The sequence below is a fragment of the Paenibacillus sp. NPDC056933 genome, from assembly GCF_042674385.1.
Classification (GTDB): domain Bacteria; phylum Bacillota; class Bacilli; order Paenibacillales; family Paenibacillaceae; genus Paenibacillus.
Genome location: NZ_JBHUQN010000001.1, coordinates 530,881 through 545,706, shown reverse-complemented (window position 1 = coordinate 545,706; position 14,826 = coordinate 530,881). Strand labels below are relative to the sequence as shown.

Sequence of the window (14,826 nt, the reverse complement as noted above, 5' to 3'; positions counted from 1 at the left end):
TATCGTTACACCACCTTCAAATCCAGTGACATCGTGTGCACGCCCCCCTGTACCTTGTGCGTACACTCGTCCACCAGAAAATATTGATTGATCTTCAGTTCCTCGATCTGGATGTTGACATAACTGCCCGCCCTCACCTTGAAATCGCCGAGTGCATCCACTTTCAACGTCTGCGTCTCGCGATTGCGGAGAGTCATCAGGGTTTTCAGCATGGCATCAATCTGGCCTTCGTTCAGGCCGTCATCCGCTTTTTGGTACAAAAAAAGCAGCCCCCATTGACGGATGCTGCCTGAGTCCTGATGAACAAACGTTTCTCTTTTTCCCGTATCCTTGTTATCCCGATACAGCTTGATCTTGTTATACGTCTGGTCGTCAATCGACCGCGTATAGCTGTAATCCGTAAGCAGACTGCTATCCCCAATGACAAAGCCGTAAGGCATCTCTTCCACATCCCGAAGCACAAGCTTGCCGAAATCATCGTAGAAGATGTAGTTTTTGCCGCCATAAATCAATGTCCGGTCCAAAGCCTCACAGATCATGTCGATCAGCTTCTTGTTATCAAACAACATACGAGGAATGACATATTTCGGCTGAATCAGCTCGCCCACCTTCAACTGAAAGTCAGTAGCAATTCGTTTGATCACATCCGTAGCGGTTGCGTTAACGAACTTGTACGTCTGATTTGCGGCCAGATAGCGTGTCTGGTCGTAGGCTTTGATTTTGACACTTTCATCCTTGCCGCTATCCACCGAGAAGATATATCCGTAAAAGATACCTACCTCGTTGCTGATATATTTCACGACATATCCATTCTCATATGTGAATTTCGTATTCTGGTACAGACTGCCCTTGATCAATGTGAATTCCAGAGAGGAAGGCTTGCCGATGCGGGAGGTTTTGTACGTAATGTCGCCGGCAATTTCGCTAATATCCCAGATGTTACCCTGCTTGTCATCCAGCCATAGCTGCTCTTTCATGTTTCTCCCCTTGTTATCCAAGCTAATCTGCTGCTGCATGTGTCCTCTCCTTTCACGGAAGCTTGATCATAAGTCCAATCGGCAGCTTCTTCAACTGTGCATCCTTGATGCCATTCAGCTTCTGTAGCTCTTTCCAACGAGAGCCATCTCCCAAATGGGCTTTAGCTACCGACCACAAGGAGTCGCCAGCTTTGAGCGTGATCGTCTTGGGTTGAATTTTTTCATTAGGCCGAGAGGCTTTGGTTTTCGTTTTCGAAGCAGCAGTACCCTTGCTGTCCTTGAGTGGCACTACTTTTTTGGCGGCATAGAAAATGAACTGCTTCAGCTTGATATCATACTGAATATCCCCTACCGTGCCCGCTGTCTCCTTCCAGTCGAAGCTCTCAATGGAAACTGCCATATTAATTGTGTATCTGGCACTTGAAAAGAACAGCCTCACGGGTCTGCCCGTCTGCATCCAGCGGATGATCTTTTTCACATATTCATATGGATCACGGTAAAACCGCTTCTGAACTGCCGGATGGCTTGCATCGTAGTTCAGATGATACGGACTGTAGTCTGCCGGAAAAATCCCGCTGAAACTGACTTCACGCAGCTTGGGCGATTTGATCATGTTAATCTCACCTAGCGCGCTAACATTGAACGTACTGCCATCCCCCGCATCCGAGAACTCGATGCTCTCTGGTGTCACCGGGAAATACATGTATTCGGAGCGGTTGTTGAAGCTAAGCTGGATATAATATTCCATCTAACCATACACCCCCTGGGCGCTGGAGACGATCTGACTGTTCAGTCCATCCGTAATTTTGTTAATGACACTGTCAATATCGTGTCCGCTGTTGATATCCCCAGTGGTGACCTGAACAGTTGGTGTCAGACTGACGAATCGCTGAATAGCCTGCATCTCTGCAAGCTCACGCATCAGTTTGAGATCCTCGCTTGTCACATCCACTGTGCCTTCTATGCCAGCAATTTGGTCCACTTGCCCCACGTTGTTGATCTTGTTGATGTTGCTCATGTTATTGGGGACGACTGCGGGAGCAGGAATTGTTGGCGTGGATGGCGTGGATGGCATGGAAGGTGCTTGGGGTATTAAATCCTTGCCAAAATTGCCCGGCAAACCTTTATTCTTGGAATCAGCATTCGAGGTAGGAGAAAAATTGGATACAAACTCTTCTGCTAGTTCCGGTCCCTTATTATATACTGTAGGATCGTACTCTCCATCCATTCTCATCGACTTGAATACATCTTTGTCACTTTTTGGTTCCATGGATTTCAGAGTGTCCATCCAACCCGCAATGGTCTTGCTGCCAATGTTAATATCCGATTCGGACATGACACTCAGGTTCGTACCAAAGGTATCATTGATAAAGGAAGCAACATCGCTAATGGCCCCTACAGCTTTTTTTAGGAAATCCTCAATGCCTACCATCACATTGTAGAGCGTTTGCAACACAAACATACCGAGATCATAGAACAACTTTTGGATTGCATAGACAGGATCAATGAAAAGATTAATCAAGAAATCTGCCAAGGAAGCGAATATGTTCCACACCGTAGCAATTACCACTCTGACGATCTCACCGAGCATCATAAACGTCCCGATAATAGCCCCAAGAATATCCGTACCGGTTGCGCCGAACATTTGGAAAATCATAATCAATGCAGCAATGGCTGCGATGATCAGCAATATAGGCCAGTTTACAGCCAGCCATGCCACAGCGAGCAAAAACACTTCAGCAATCACAATGCCAAGCGAAACAATCATGTTGTAAAGCAGCACCATAGCGATAGCAGTCAAAATAGGTGCAATAATATCCCAGTTTTCTTGCACGACTGTAGCAAAATTGATGAACCCATCCACGATAAACGCCACTACCTGAGCGATGATTGCAAATGCCCCACCAATCCATTCAATAAAAGCACTGAACTGGCCTGAGCTTATTGCTTCATTTAACCGATCAAGTACCGGAGACAAAACTTCCAACGCTTTCGTTCCGATTTCAGACAATATACCATTGAACTGGTTCACAAGAGCCGTCCATTTTTGCAATGGAGAATCAAGCATAGTATCAAAGGCCTGTTGTGTGTATCCCTGCATTTCAAGAACCGTCTGCAATCCTTGTATGAAGCCGTCAAGGTCTTTCGTTTGAATAAATTCACCCAAGCCGGCTCCATTCAATGCACTTTCCGGAATGTTAAATTGACTTGCCAAATCTGAGTTTTTTCCATTCATAGCACTAACAATGGCCTTTGACGCATCTGACAGACTTTTACCATCCGGTGATAACATGCTCAAACGTTGAGTCAGTTCATTTAACTGATCTACCTGACCTGTATTCTGTGCCAAAGGCAAGAAGCCTAGAGATGATTTCAGTGAATCATTAGTGTTCTGACCACTTTTAGAGGCTTGATCTCGAAACTTATTATAGATGCCTTCCCCGAGCACCGGGTCTTCAGCGGCAACCATGTAACGATACTTGAAGTCTTCTTCCTCAGCAGCCGCTTTTAACACGACACTCCCAGCCGACTTTATCATTTGCAGCCACTTGGAGAGCTTGTTCAGATTATCACCCAAGGAATCGCTTGTATCATCAGCCGTATCCTCCAGCTTTTCCATCAGATTAATGGTTACATTCAGTTGCTGGTTTACTTGATTAAAGTGGTTGGATATGTTCGTCTGATTAAATTGATTCAAATTAATCCGGTTAATCTGGTTGAAATTGTTCAAAATTTCGGTTGTTCTCACCTGGACCAGATTCAAGTTGTTGATCAGATTATTTACGGATGGAGGATTGATTACATCAATCTTTGTATCGGACATTGATTTCTCCCTCCTTCCCTTTTATTTTTTCCGGGCGCGGCTCTTGGACCGCTCTTTCTTCTCTTCCTCCACCCGGATGGAGATCATGGCGTATATGGCCGCTCTTTCACGTAAAGAGAATGCCATTAGCTCATGCGGGAGAATGTTCAATTCATGGAGAGCGTAATAAGCCAGATTGGCTTCGGAATCGCCCTCTTTAATTAGTTTTTTACGTCATCCACCAGTTCGTTCATGTCCTGATTGAAGCCGTTCAGCTTCTGGACTTGTTCTCCTAATGAAGCAAATTCCCCAGGCAGCAGCATTTTCCGCAAAAGCGATTCTGCCCCCATCACGCCATACGAACGTTGAAGCTCCGCATTTTTCAGATCAGGGAATACCACGCTGGCGCTCATCAGGCGAGCCATGTAATCGTTGGCATCGATGTCAGGTGTGTATACACCGTTCTTGCCTTTGATTTTGCGCGTTGCTGCTTTACGGCACTCCTGGTTCTCATCTTCGGTCATGCTGCGCAATTTCCAGGCAACCGGCTCGCCTTTCTCATCCTTGAAACGGGAAGATACAATAAACTCCTCCGTTGTATCCGCCGCTGCATTTTGTGCAAAAAACATACTCAATCCACTCATGTATAGTTCCTCCTCTAAAGTTAGGCTCCCCGCCGCAAGAAGCTGCGAAGAGCAAGTGTACTGTGCTGAGAATGTGCAAATTCTCTTCAAAAGAAGAGAACTTGCACGAGAATTTGGACACGACAAATAGCCCGTAACACAGGCAAGTTGAATAGGTTTATTTTACAAACCCGTTGCTAAAGTCAAACTCGTTATAGATCTATTGTTCATATGTTTGCAAGTTCTACGTTACTTAGGCAGATTAAACGATACAGGCATATCGACATCTTCAAAGGTAAAGCTTACTTCTTCCTCCAACGCCTCGGATTCGGTATCCAGGGATGCCATGATCACACTGTCGAGGTTGACGCCTTTGAGGGTCACCGTCTGTTTGCCAATCGTAGATGAAGGATCTTCGTTGGTCACTTCAATGTCGAAGTAGGTGTCCACGCCATTCTGCATGTACTGGAGCATCAACTCACGGAAACGGGATGTGGTATAAAAGATCGTCATGGAACCCGAGCCGGACCAACCAGTAGCTTTGTGCTGTACACCGCGGCGGCCAAGGGTTTTGACCTCTGCTTTTTGTTTCTCCACCGTTGCTTCCAGTGTCTTCACATAGAACATTTCTTCGGTCTGTCCATTAATCGTTGCGTATGCGCGGCCCTCCTGGCCGGAGATCGTGTCACTTGCTTTCAAAAATGCCATCTTAAACCACCTTCACTTTCATGTATACTTTTTCAACGGAATCTACTGGTTGAACCTGAATTTCGATTAGGATGCTGTCGGTTTCATTTCCCGGAGTAACGGTGATATCCGTTTTGGAATCAAAATTTTGGATCGCCCCGATATCCTGAAGCTGCTTCAGATAGGTGACACATTGGGAACGGAACAGGCTGCGCCCATCTTCGTTGTTGTTGACTTTGCCGATAAAATAGGACTCGAAAATCCGTTTCATGTCGTTGGCAATGCCATCGAGCACACGAACAACACGGTTTTTGGCAAAATGACGCGCCTTATCCGGTGTTACGGAACGGAACGTATTCACATCCTGCTCCACCACCGCGCGGTTGCTGCTCGCCGTAAAGACGAAATCACCATTGCGCAGTGCCGCTTCCGACTCGCTGTGCGTCAGTCGGCCGTTAACATCCACGGCATCGTCATAGGCACGGAACGTCAGGGATTCATTGAGATTGGCTCCCGCTGTTGCGCCGGCCGTCCATGCTACCGTTTGTTTCGGCGTCAAAACGGTACCGTCTGCGAGCACAACGCCGTTTTTGACACTGATCACTCCTTCGTGATCCGCAGCCGGATAATCTGCCAGCACCAGTTGTACCTTCTTGCCCTCAGTGTCGCGCAAACGCTTGATGTAGGCGGTGTAGACCGATTTCAATGTGGCGTCATCCGAGATCAGACCGACAGTGTTAAAATCCAGTACTTCCAGTTTCGTAAGGAAATCCGCATGCTCCTGGTTGGTTGCTGTACCATCCTGTCCACCTGTTAGTGGGAGCGCGGCTGTAGTTGTGAGGGCTCCTGCACCAGTGAATGTAACGTATGCGTTGGCTTCCAGTTCTTCGATGGTAGATGCCGTTTGTTTGTCCACTTCCTTACCCGCAAGCAAAGTGGAGACATCCAATTGGTCTGGATCATTGATATTAGCTGAGATTACAACTGCCAAATCGTTACCACGCACACCGCCGTGTTGAGCTGTCACCGTTAGTTTGTCCAGTGTTGCTTTGGCTGTTGTACCCGCATTGAGACGATAGAGAAGCAAAGTCTGTGCCCGTTTCAACGCCTCACGGATGAGCAGCAATTGGGGAGCTGTCCAGTCATAGCCTAATTTGGCTTGTACATCTTCACCCGCTTGTACAGTCAGGATCGTGCCCGCTTGTCCCCATGACAATGGCAATGCCAAAGCCACCGTTCCTCGCTCACCTACCGTACCCGGCAATGAGCCCTCCGATGCAAAATTCATATATACGCCAGGGCGTACCTTGTTTTGAGTCGTCCATGTTCCTCCAGCCATTATTGTGCCTCCCCATTCATAAATTGTTGGATGTGTTGCTGTGCTTCTTCCATGGAGTACGTATGTTGTTCCAGCAGCACCGCTGCCAAAATGTCTTTCTCCATTCGGCTCAATTGCCTGGATTCAGCGAACTGTGCTTTGCTGTATTTCTGGTTGGTTGCGGGGCTCTTACGCTCCGGTTCCTTTTTTGTAAACATCGCCAATACGCCTCCCATTCCTTTCATGTAAATCCCTCATTTGATTATTTAAAGTTCAACTAAAAAATATTTACATTTGCCACTCCGATGACAGAACAACCTTCCGATCGCTGTTATCCCCAGATTTTTTTAATTCCCTTTTTCAAAGGGGAAAATCCGGGGATAAAGGCGAGTTCATGCTTCCGAAGCAGCTTTCTTTCAGAAAGCTTTTAGCTCCGCTTCTTCAGGTTATTTCTGTCCCTCCATTCTCGTGTAAATGTTTAGTTCAATTTATATAGTTATTCTTTCGCGGCTTTAAGTGCGGTTGGGCGCTGTTCGAGTTGTTGCATGGCAGGGGCGGACTCCGACACTTTGCTGGTTCGCATCGTGTAGTACACCAGCAATCGAGGTGTAGTGCCCTCGGTCTCCCAACGCAGCTCCGTTGCTCGATAGGGGGTTCCCTCTACTTCGATGGTTTCCAGCGCTTCGAAGAGCTCGTCCGGCAGGGTGGATGGAATGTTGCCTGCATCAAGCCAGCGGATCTCAAAGGCATGGGATTGCACGAAGCGATCGCTGCGTTCCCGGGTAAGTTGGGCGGACAGCAGGCGGTAGGTGATGCCTTTGGCGTCTGGTACGGAACTTGTGCTGCCAGTTGCAGGTTGGATCGGGATGTTAGGGAAATTCTTTGTGAGAGTGGTCGCGATGGCAGTCGTTAATTGGTTTGTGGTCATGGTTCACCTCCTTTTATATGGTGAGAATTGAAATTAAGTTAGGTCTCCTATTTACAGAGACTAGCATCCGATCTTACGTGTTATAAATATACGTTCGATTGGACACTGGTCGTGTGAAAGATGTAATCGGCGCACCCAGTTTTCCTCCATTTTCAATGATGTACAGGAGCTCCATTTGCGATATAAAAAAAGGCGACCGCATCCCTGAACAAATGTCCGTCTCCCAGAACACCGTCCACCAGATGAGCCACCGATACCATTGCAAAAATAAATACATTGCTCTCCAGCTTGCCACTCACTCCCGCCGCCGCGATGCCCGTCAGGTAATCAAGGATGACGAACACGAGCAATACACCGAGCACTCCTGACCAGCCTCCGAAAAAATACGTTGCCGAACTGCTCATTAGTGCGATCCCCCATTTCCATAGGGTATCCCATCATTTCAATCGTTACAGCAGCTACAGCATATCCTGAAATGTCAGCAACTGCCCGGCCAAACACGAAAACGGATATTTGGCGGTTAAGACTATGCGGTTAAAAGCCCTCTGTTAAACATGGCCTTCATCCCTTTCAAAAAGAAAAGCCCTCTGACCACTCCAGAGAGCATAAAAAAAGCGCTCCATATAGGAACGCCTGTTACTCAGTGATTAGAAATTCCAAACGCTGTCGGTCAAAATCTCTTTAACGTCAGGTTGCAGTGTAGTCGGTACCGCTTTTTACTCGGTTTTACCCAAAATCACACGTTGAGCAGAAAACATAGCCCTCATATCTGTGTCACCTCCCTTCATGAATAACCATGTAATGAAACGCCGGATCATGTGTATACCTGGGTTGCCATTTCTGCAATAACATCCTCTACAAAATCTGCACGTTCAGTCAAGGCGCTGCTCTGTGCCTTCAAGAGTGTGTTTCCTGCGCCAATGCCTCCACTTGTTTACTGAGAGCCGGACGCGGCTCCTGCGGCGTTTCTGGGTCAACTGGGTCAGGATAAGTGAATAAGGGTTCCATTGTTTCCATATCAATACGTGTAATAATGCCGCCCTCGGCGTAGTCCGCAGAGTATGCGTCATAATCCAACTGGATCATATCAACTGTTTCGGGCACACGCTCTGCCAACGCAGCAAACGCGGCAAAGTCTTGTTCGCGTGTTGTCTCAACGACATCGCCGGAACGATGGCCTGTGTTTACGATAACGTTTCCTGTTTCTTTGTCGTAATAAATCTTAGGGCCGATTTTCATGCCGTTTCCTCCTTATGCAAAACATAAATAGTCTATCTTCGGTTGGTTTGAACTATATCCACCAATGTTTATTGTAAAGCCGTCAGACGTGATTGAGATGTCTAAAGGCCTAATGTTGGTTGGGTTATCGTTAGGATTTGCTGATACTTCCGTATACATATTTAACGGCACTGGTACAAACCAATCATTAGATATTGTGTAGTAATTAATGTCTTCCGAATATATTCCCCTCATAAACGTCCCTAAATATGGGAGGCCAGAAGTCACGATAACGGTCTTTGGTCGAAAGGAAAGACCATTAACCGTTATTATTCTTGGACTGTTAGATGCATAGGTAAAGCCAGAAGCGAATTGTTTGCCTTCGACCAACGCACCCGCAACGCCCAAGATATTTTTACCATTACGGATATTACTCGGACTCAGATCGGGCGTAAGGGCATATACCCACGATTGACCATCGTAATAGCCATCAGGAGGCATGAAAAATGTACGATCTCCGAGCCATACCTCTGTCAATTTAGCCAATTGATGGGCACTTTGGGCGCTCCGATTGGGCATTGTACCCGTTCGACCATTACCAGTAGCATTGCTAAACGTCGCTCCCGATAATACCTGTGCAGCCGTAGCATTGCCCGTGGCCCGGATCACACCAGCCATTTTACTGATTAGCTGTGCCCATGTCTCTGATGTGGATGCCGATACACCAATGGAGTTAAGCGCGGCAACCACATTCGCTTTTTGCTCAACTCCAAGCTGCTTTGCCGATAAAGCTTCACTCACTGCAGCCTTTACTGCCTTGGGAGTAGCGGCCATATTTTCCGCACTACTATCCACTGCACTCGACAACTGCACCTTCCCTTTCTGCGTCAAAGACGCATCGGGAATATCCATCTGGCTCACCGCTTCACGAAGCGTATTCAAATCCGCCTGCGTCGCTACACCTGCATCAATCTTTTCAAAAATCCCGTTAATACTCTCCCGGTTTACGTTCTCGTTCCCCAAGGGCAATGGCAATTTCAGTCGATCTGTTTCTTGTGGCATTACGCCCACACCTCCAGTTCATCCCACGTCAAGGACGCGGCGTCCAGTTCATCCCAAGTTTTCTGTTTCTTGTCCAAATCGTCCCACACCAAATATCGATACTCATACTCCACAGCCATGTGGGCCGGTTTCACTTCGTCAATCGCCCGCTTGAGATCGTCGATATTGGGCGGGATGCCCAGCGTATCCACAAAGCTCACTGTAAAACTCCACGCTTCCGGCTGAAACGTCACATCCACCTTACCCCCGGCATATGCCTCAGCCACGTTCGCAACCAGTCTCCCTGAAAACTTCCCGGCACCGCGCAGCTTCGACTCCACCACAGCACGCCGCTGATCCACAGGTTTGAGACGATCCGTCTCAATGCCAAGCTCCTGCTCCCAAAAGTCCAATCCCCACGTCGCCGTGCGGACAAAAAACTGATCCAATGTCTCATCCAGTGCCTGATAAAGCAGGTCCATCTCGGTTCCTTTGGCTTGCATATCGGCCTGCATAACACGGGACGTCTCATAATAACTCGGCAAATACGAGAACAATTCCCGCCCTTTCTCACTCGTCAATCCAACATCTACAGCAGAAGGAGCACTCATGCCCTGTCCCCTCCCTTCCTTTCACTTCGACGCTTGTATCTTCTCCCAGACTTGCTCGGTCTCCGCATTCACGAATTGCATTCTCATCCTCCATTACGCCTCTACTCATGCACATCCACCGTCCCCAGCACCGCCACCTGACTCGCTGTCATCTCGATATTCTGGTCGCTCACACCGTTCACGGTTAGCTCCGAATAATCGATAATCGGTGGAATATCCAGCAGGATCGCCGCAATGCGAGTGTAACGCACAAGTGGATCGGCAAATGCCAACTGCTTCAAATACGCGGTCACCCCGCGTTCGATTAGCGCCTTTACATCGGCCAATGTTGCATCACTTGCAAGGGTCAGCTTCACCTGAATGTTCATCGGCACTTCCTCGGCTGGCATCACGGTCACCACCGGACCTGCCGGAGCAACGCCTTCACCCTGTCCATCCTGTGTCGGGTCCACGTACTTCTGCACAGCCGCCACCAGATCGCTGCCTGCCGCACGTTTGTCCGTATCCAGCAGATACAAACCCACCGTCCCAGGCCCCTTCCATAACGGAATGACACGTGTTGCCCCAACGCCTGGCACCTCACTGGCCCATTGTACATACTGGGCTTTGTTGCCACTGGTTCCCTGGTTGCGGACCTTGGCATAAAATCGTTCCAGCAGCGCCGTATCTGCCTCGATATCCGCACCGCCTTTGATCACCTCCACGTTGGTTACAGAGGTAACGCCACTCACTGGTGTGGACAGCACGGTCACGGTGCCCGCAGGCACATTACTTTCTTTTCCGGCAACGAGCGCTCGGACGCCAACACTACCCAGACCATCTTCTCCCAACTCCACACGACCAACCGTTTCATATTCGAGCGAAGCCTCACCGGAGATTTCATCTGCCAAAGTAGCCACAACCGTGCCCGCAGGCACCACTTTCCCCGGGGTACCAGCAAACTTCACCGTACCTTGTGCCACTACAGCAGCCCGGCGCGTAATGCCATGCTCTCCTGCCCGCAGATCCAGCTCCTCTGAACGAAAATTCGGATCACTGCTCGCCGCCGTACTCGCAAATCCCCGCCGAAGCAGTTCCTGTGCCCACAATGCCGCCTCGGACAGCATAAAAGCTACAGGAGCTTCTGCATCCCACAGAAAAGAACCTTCCGACTTGTCCAGATCCGCGGGCAGACGATCCAGCATGCGCTGCATAATCTGTTCCTCCGTCTGGTCCTCCAAATAACGCGGAATCTCAGCCATCCTGTCAGATCACCTCACTTTCCAGAATAAACATCTCTTCCTGTACACTTGCCACCCGGCACGAGAACATGCACTGCTCCCGATTCCAATCAAACGTAAACTGGTCTACCGAATCCGTGCGTGGATCAGCCAGCAGCGTCTCCGTAACCATCCGGGTGATCTCACTTTCCATCACACCCCGGCTGTCACCCTGGCCCACCAGTTCTTCCAGCTCCGAACCATAATTGCGAGAGTAAATCACATGCCTGTACCGTGGCGTCTTCACCGCCTTGATGCACCACTGCACCCAGGCTTCACGAGCACCTGCCGCAGCGACTTTGCCACTTGGGGTCAGCACAAAATCCCCTGCATCGTAATCGAATCGCCAGCTCCGTCCAAATCGCACCTCTTCCGAAGCCGCACCCGACAGATCTTCCTCATCTCCCCATACCAGACCCGTTTCCGGGAACAAACTAGGCATTCGCACTCACCACCTTACACAGCACTACAATATCGTTACCGCCATTCACCCGCATCGCCAGCACCCGATCTCCCGCTTTCAGCCCTTTTCCAAGAGACCACACCGCTTCTTCCACTTCCCCTTTTTGCAAAAGAAACCGTCCCGTGCCCGTCGCTGCGCCGTTTGCCACGTCAGGTATACCGGAAATCGCGCCAGCAGCTTCGCGCTCCGGCAGTCCAAGCGTGCCCGGTAGCTCGGCCACGAGATAATCCTGCACTTCGTGCTTGAAATCATCCAGCTTCACGCCGGACGATGTCATCGTACCCAGCACCGCACCCATGCCACTCACGGCCTGACGGGTATGCGTACTCATCGCGCCGCGCATGACCTCGGCAAAATGCCCGTACGGATCATCTTTATTCAAGGTAAAACCTCCTTTTTACCAACTCGGCAGTACCCAGCTCCAACGACATCGTTCCGGGTCCAGCAGACAGGTCACGGCTAACCGACATGACGATCAGTTTCAGCCCTTTGAGCAGCACCGCGTCTCCAGCACGAATCGTATTCACATCCGGTGCAGATATCGTAAAGGTCTCCTGAATCCCCGTCAGACGGCTTTTCGCCAGCTTCTTGGCGGCGGTCGCTGTTTTGACCTGATCGTCCTCGATCAGCTTTTGCAGCGTGCCCAGTTCGGCTACACCGTCCTGCTCAATCGCCAGCACTTTGGAAGGAACCTCTTTGCCACTCGTAGACTCCGACGCTGCCATTACTTTAACTTTGGTAACCGCGCCTTCGAGCGTTCGCATCTGGGTCAGATCGATCAGCCGATCCAGCTCGTGTACCTTCGCATTGCTGCCCACCTTGAACAGCTGCAACCCACCCGGCGTCATCCGCGGATGATACATGTCCCCACCGGACTTCACCGTTTCCTTCAGATCAGCAAACATCATCGAAAAAATCGTCTGCGACCGATACACCGCTTTGCCCAGCTTCGTTTTGGTATCCGGCAGCTCGGCGTATGGAATCTTCCATTCCTTGGCGTACGTTTTGAGCCGCTGGGTGGCAGTCTGATCTTTCGGCAGCAGGAACTCATCCTCTGATTTTTCCAGATAGATCATCCGGTCGTAGACGGTCAGGGACAGCCGCTTGGTACCGCTGTTCGAGCTTTCCGCTTCCCAGATGACGGCAGGGTGCAGCAAGTGAACCATTGATTTTTCGCCAAAAGGAACCCCGCTGATCCGCACCGCCTTACCCGGTGATATCGCAGGCAAACCTGAAGATGCAGACACGGCCAGCCGGATGTTGGCCTGATACGCAATCTGGTCGAGCGAGTCCTTCAGCGTAATCGTCTCCACCAGCTTGGTGATGTCATATTTGTCGTCGACAATGACCTTGTAGGTCATGGCATCACCAGCTTTTGTCCCGGCTTGATCCGATTCGGATCACTGCCGATGGTTTTCGCGTTGAGCTTGTAGATCTCGTTCCATTTGGAACTGCTGCCCAGCTCAAGCTTTGCTATTTTGGACAGGGAATCGCCGGATTTGACGGTGTAGGTCTTGCTGCTCGTTTTCAGATCGGTACGAGAACCCGACTTGCTCGCTGATGTTGCACCGCCAACCTTCTCCACTTTGGAATCCCGCCACGTTCGCAGCGTAATGTCAAAGTAAATATCCCCGCTCTCGCCGCCCCGGAAGGTCGTATTGTGAGAGATCAGATACACGGGCACATTTACTCCCGTGTTCGTAATGATAAAGCGCAGCGGCTTTTTCGATACCAGAAACGTATTCAGCATATTCATCGCTACCCGCGGATCAGGCAAAGGCTCGTACATGCAATAGGACGCATCATATTCTTTGGGAAAAAAAGAAGAGAAGGTGATCTCCTTCACCTTCTCCCCCTGTGCAAAATCAAACTCGCCATACTCCAGCATATTAATCGTTTCGTACCCTTTGGAACGTGAAATTGTTAGTTCCTCCGGTTTCACCGGAAATTGAAACTTCGTTTTCCCGTCGATCAGGGTAAATTCCATTTTGATACCTTCCACGTTATCCTTAAATACAGTCATGACAGGCCTCCTTTCTGCTTAGGCCATAATCGTTTTTCGATTCTCCATGGCTCTTCTTAATTCTTTCACAAAATGAGCACTGATCTGTGCAACCATACCATTGTAATCAACCTTGTGACTGCCATTTGAAATTTGGATTGCTCCTGTGGGTAAAGTCACATTAATGTGCTGCGATGGAGATTTTTTATTAATAGAGCCCACCAAGTTTTGTGTTTTTCCGTTATTCAGATTTAAATTTCTAGTTGAATTGATTTTGGAAGTTTTTTCTTTGTTATAGGGCCACCAAGTTTTTGGCCAGATCTTTGTCAAACCTCTACCACTCAATTCGCCTAACTTTTCTCCTAAATAGTCACCAAGCAAGGAACCACCATAAGCTAATGCAGGAACTGTCGCCGGCTGTGCCGGAATTAATGTACCTAAGAATCCTCCTACAGCACTTAAACCAGCAGAACCAACTTTGCTAAATACAGCTTTATTAAGTTCAATAATTTTCTCATCTATTGTAGGAGCTTGAGCTACATCATTAATAGAAGACCCGATATCAAGGATTGGAAATGCTCGTTTTCCAAACGACCTGATTTTTTTTACTATGGGGCTTGACCACATGTTTTCTATCTTGGAATGGACCCCCCATCCTCTCTTTTTTCCAAACTCAATAAGCTTTTCGCCAAAGTCTTTAAAATCATTTAATGTACCTGTAAAATCAAAAAAATCATTAAACTTTTCTTTAAAATTTATACCGTTGTACCACTCTGTTAACTGATTCCATGCCGATGCGGACTTATCCCATAAGAAATTTGCCTTATCTTTTGTCCAGCCAGTCGCACTTTTTACTCCCGATACAGACTTATCCCATAAGAAATTTGCCTTATCTC

Annotated in this window: 17 protein-coding genes and 1 pseudogene; all 18 read right to left on the bottom strand. The window is 48.7% G+C overall.

Annotated features, from left to right (window positions below; genetic code table 11):
* Positions 1 to 5: 5 nt before the first annotated feature.
* Positions 6 to 1,016 carry an XkdQ/YqbQ family protein gene (locus ACFTRD_RS02320; protein ID WP_379377569.1) on the bottom strand — a complete coding sequence of 337 codons (1,011 nt, stop codon included), beginning with the start codon at positions 1,014 to 1,016 and terminating at the stop codon, positions 6 to 8.
* Positions 1,017 to 1,029: 13 nt separating this feature from the next.
* Positions 1,030 to 1,725, bottom strand: coding sequence for a LysM peptidoglycan-binding domain-containing protein (locus ACFTRD_RS02315; RefSeq protein WP_379377568.1), 696 nt, complete (start codon positions 1,723 to 1,725; stop codon positions 1,030 to 1,032).
* A complete protein-coding gene (locus ACFTRD_RS02310; protein WP_379377567.1) occupies positions 1,726 to 3,801 on the bottom strand; it encodes a phage tail tape measure protein in 2,076 nt (691 codons plus the stop codon).
* A gap of 200 nt (positions 3,802 to 4,001) precedes the next feature.
* Positions 4,002 to 4,424, bottom strand: coding sequence for a phage tail assembly chaperone (locus tag ACFTRD_RS02305; RefSeq protein ID WP_379377566.1), 423 nt, complete (start codon positions 4,422 to 4,424; stop codon positions 4,002 to 4,004).
* Between the two features lie 228 nt (positions 4,425 to 4,652).
* A complete protein-coding gene (locus ACFTRD_RS02300; RefSeq protein WP_145320645.1) occupies positions 4,653 to 5,111 on the bottom strand; it encodes a phage tail tube protein in 459 nt (152 codons plus the stop codon).
* A 1-nt stretch (position 5,112) separates the two neighbouring features.
* A complete protein-coding gene (locus ACFTRD_RS02295; RefSeq protein ID WP_379377565.1) occupies positions 5,113 to 6,429 on the bottom strand; it encodes a phage tail sheath family protein in 1,317 nt (438 codons plus the stop codon).
* Positions 6,429 to 6,626 (bottom strand): YqzN/YkzM domain-containing protein, encoded by a 198-nt coding sequence (locus ACFTRD_RS02290; protein ID WP_192264621.1) that lies wholly within the window; start codon positions 6,624 to 6,626, stop codon positions 6,429 to 6,431. Before ACFTRD_RS02290 ends, ACFTRD_RS02295 begins: the two co-directional genes overlap by 1 nt.
* Positions 6,627 to 6,904: 278 nt before the next feature.
* On the bottom strand, positions 6,905 to 7,336 hold the full coding sequence (locus ACFTRD_RS02285) for a phage tail terminator family protein (RefSeq protein ID WP_379377564.1): 432 nt from the start codon (positions 7,334 to 7,336) through the stop codon (positions 6,905 to 6,907).
* 73 nt (positions 7,337 to 7,409) lie between these two features.
* A pseudogene (locus ACFTRD_RS02280) lies at positions 7,410 to 7,740 on the bottom strand (phage holin family protein).
* Between the two features lie 493 nt (positions 7,741 to 8,233).
* Positions 8,234 to 8,575, bottom strand: a complete 342-nt coding sequence (locus ACFTRD_RS02275; RefSeq protein ID WP_379377563.1) for a hypothetical protein — start codon at positions 8,573 to 8,575, stop codon at positions 8,234 to 8,236.
* Positions 8,576 to 8,587: 12 nt separating this feature from the next.
* Entirely contained in the window at positions 8,588 to 9,616 is a 1,029-nt protein-coding gene (locus tag ACFTRD_RS02270) for a tail fiber protein (RefSeq protein WP_379377562.1), read from the bottom strand.
* Complete coding sequence (locus ACFTRD_RS02265; RefSeq protein WP_379377561.1) at positions 9,616 to 10,206, bottom strand: YmfQ family protein; 591 nt, start codon at positions 10,204 to 10,206, stop codon at positions 9,616 to 9,618. Before ACFTRD_RS02265 ends, ACFTRD_RS02270 begins: the two co-directional genes overlap by 1 nt.
* Before the next feature lie 101 nt (positions 10,207 to 10,307).
* Positions 10,308 to 11,447 carry a baseplate J/gp47 family protein gene (locus tag ACFTRD_RS02260; RefSeq protein ID WP_379377560.1) on the bottom strand — a complete coding sequence of 380 codons (1,140 nt, stop codon included), beginning with the start codon at positions 11,445 to 11,447 and terminating at the stop codon, positions 10,308 to 10,310.
* Positions 11,448 to 11,451: 4 nt separating this feature from the next.
* Positions 11,452 to 11,907, bottom strand: coding sequence for a DUF2634 domain-containing protein (locus ACFTRD_RS02255; RefSeq protein ID WP_379377559.1), 456 nt, complete (start codon positions 11,905 to 11,907; stop codon positions 11,452 to 11,454).
* A complete protein-coding gene (locus ACFTRD_RS02250) occupies positions 11,900 to 12,310 on the bottom strand; it encodes a hypothetical protein (protein WP_379377558.1) in 411 nt (136 codons plus the stop codon). The genes ACFTRD_RS02255 and ACFTRD_RS02250 overlap by 8 nt, the downstream gene beginning before the upstream one ends.
* Entirely contained in the window at positions 12,303 to 13,289 is a 987-nt protein-coding gene (locus ACFTRD_RS02245) for an XkdQ/YqbQ family protein (RefSeq protein WP_379377557.1), read from the bottom strand. Before ACFTRD_RS02245 ends, ACFTRD_RS02250 begins: the two co-directional genes overlap by 8 nt.
* Positions 13,286 to 13,915 carry a LysM peptidoglycan-binding domain-containing protein gene (locus ACFTRD_RS02240; RefSeq protein WP_053783515.1) on the bottom strand — a complete coding sequence of 210 codons (630 nt, stop codon included), beginning with the start codon at positions 13,913 to 13,915 and terminating at the stop codon, positions 13,286 to 13,288. Before ACFTRD_RS02240 ends, ACFTRD_RS02245 begins: the two co-directional genes overlap by 4 nt.
* Before the next feature lie 54 nt (positions 13,916 to 13,969).
* Positions 13,970 to 14,826 (bottom strand): hypothetical protein (locus tag ACFTRD_RS02235; protein ID WP_379377556.1); only part of this gene is annotated, 857 nt, incomplete at its 5' end.

What these genes read in the sequence shown, in the direction of transcription:
- ACFTRD_RS02300 (WP_145320645.1), bottom strand. Translation starts at nt 5,111, where the DNA reads ATGGCATTTTTGAAAGCAAGTGACACGATCTCCGGCCAGGAGGGCCGC.
- ACFTRD_RS02275 (WP_379377563.1), bottom strand. Translation starts at nt 8,575, where the DNA reads ATGAAAATCGGCCCTAAGATTTATTACGACAAAGAAACAGGAAACGTT.
- ACFTRD_RS02285 (WP_379377564.1), bottom strand. Translation starts at nt 7,336, where the DNA reads ATGACCACAAACCAATTAACGACTGCCATCGCGACCACTCTCACAAAG.
- ACFTRD_RS02260 (WP_379377560.1), bottom strand. Translation starts at nt 11,447, where the DNA reads ATGGCTGAGATTCCGCGTTATTTGGAGGACCAGACGGAGGAACAGATT.
- ACFTRD_RS02255 (WP_379377559.1), bottom strand. Translation starts at nt 11,907, where the DNA reads ATGCCTAGTTTGTTCCCGGAAACGGGTCTGGTATGGGGAGATGAGGAA.
- ACFTRD_RS02265 (WP_379377561.1), bottom strand. Translation starts at nt 10,206, where the DNA reads ATGAGTGCTCCTTCTGCTGTAGATGTTGGATTGACGAGTGAGAAAGGG.
- ACFTRD_RS02245 (WP_379377557.1), bottom strand. Translation starts at nt 13,289, where the DNA reads ATGACCTACAAGGTCATTGTCGACGACAAATATGACATCACCAAGCTG.
- ACFTRD_RS02310 (WP_379377567.1), bottom strand. Translation starts at nt 3,801, where the DNA reads ATGTCCGATACAAAGATTGATGTAATCAATCCTCCATCCGTAAATAAT.
- ACFTRD_RS02305 (WP_379377566.1), bottom strand. Translation starts at nt 4,424, where the DNA reads ATGAGTGGATTGAGTATGTTTTTTGCACAAAATGCAGCGGCGGATACA.
- ACFTRD_RS02290 (WP_192264621.1), bottom strand. Translation starts at nt 6,626, where the DNA reads ATGTTTACAAAAAAGGAACCGGAGCGTAAGAGCCCCGCAACCAACCAG.
- ACFTRD_RS02270 (WP_379377562.1), bottom strand. Translation starts at nt 9,616, where the DNA reads ATGCCACAAGAAACAGATCGACTGAAATTGCCATTGCCCTTGGGGAAC.
- ACFTRD_RS02240 (WP_053783515.1), bottom strand. Translation starts at nt 13,915, where the DNA reads ATGGAATTTACCCTGATCGACGGGAAAACGAAGTTTCAATTTCCGGTG.
- ACFTRD_RS02295 (WP_379377565.1), bottom strand. Translation starts at nt 6,429, where the DNA reads ATGGCTGGAGGAACATGGACGACTCAAAACAAGGTACGCCCTGGCGTA.
- ACFTRD_RS02315 (WP_379377568.1), bottom strand. Translation starts at nt 1,725, where the DNA reads ATGGAATATTATATCCAGCTTAGCTTCAACAACCGCTCCGAATACATG.
- ACFTRD_RS02320 (WP_379377569.1), bottom strand. Translation starts at nt 1,016, where the DNA reads ATGCAGCAGCAGATTAGCTTGGATAACAAGGGGAGAAACATGAAAGAG.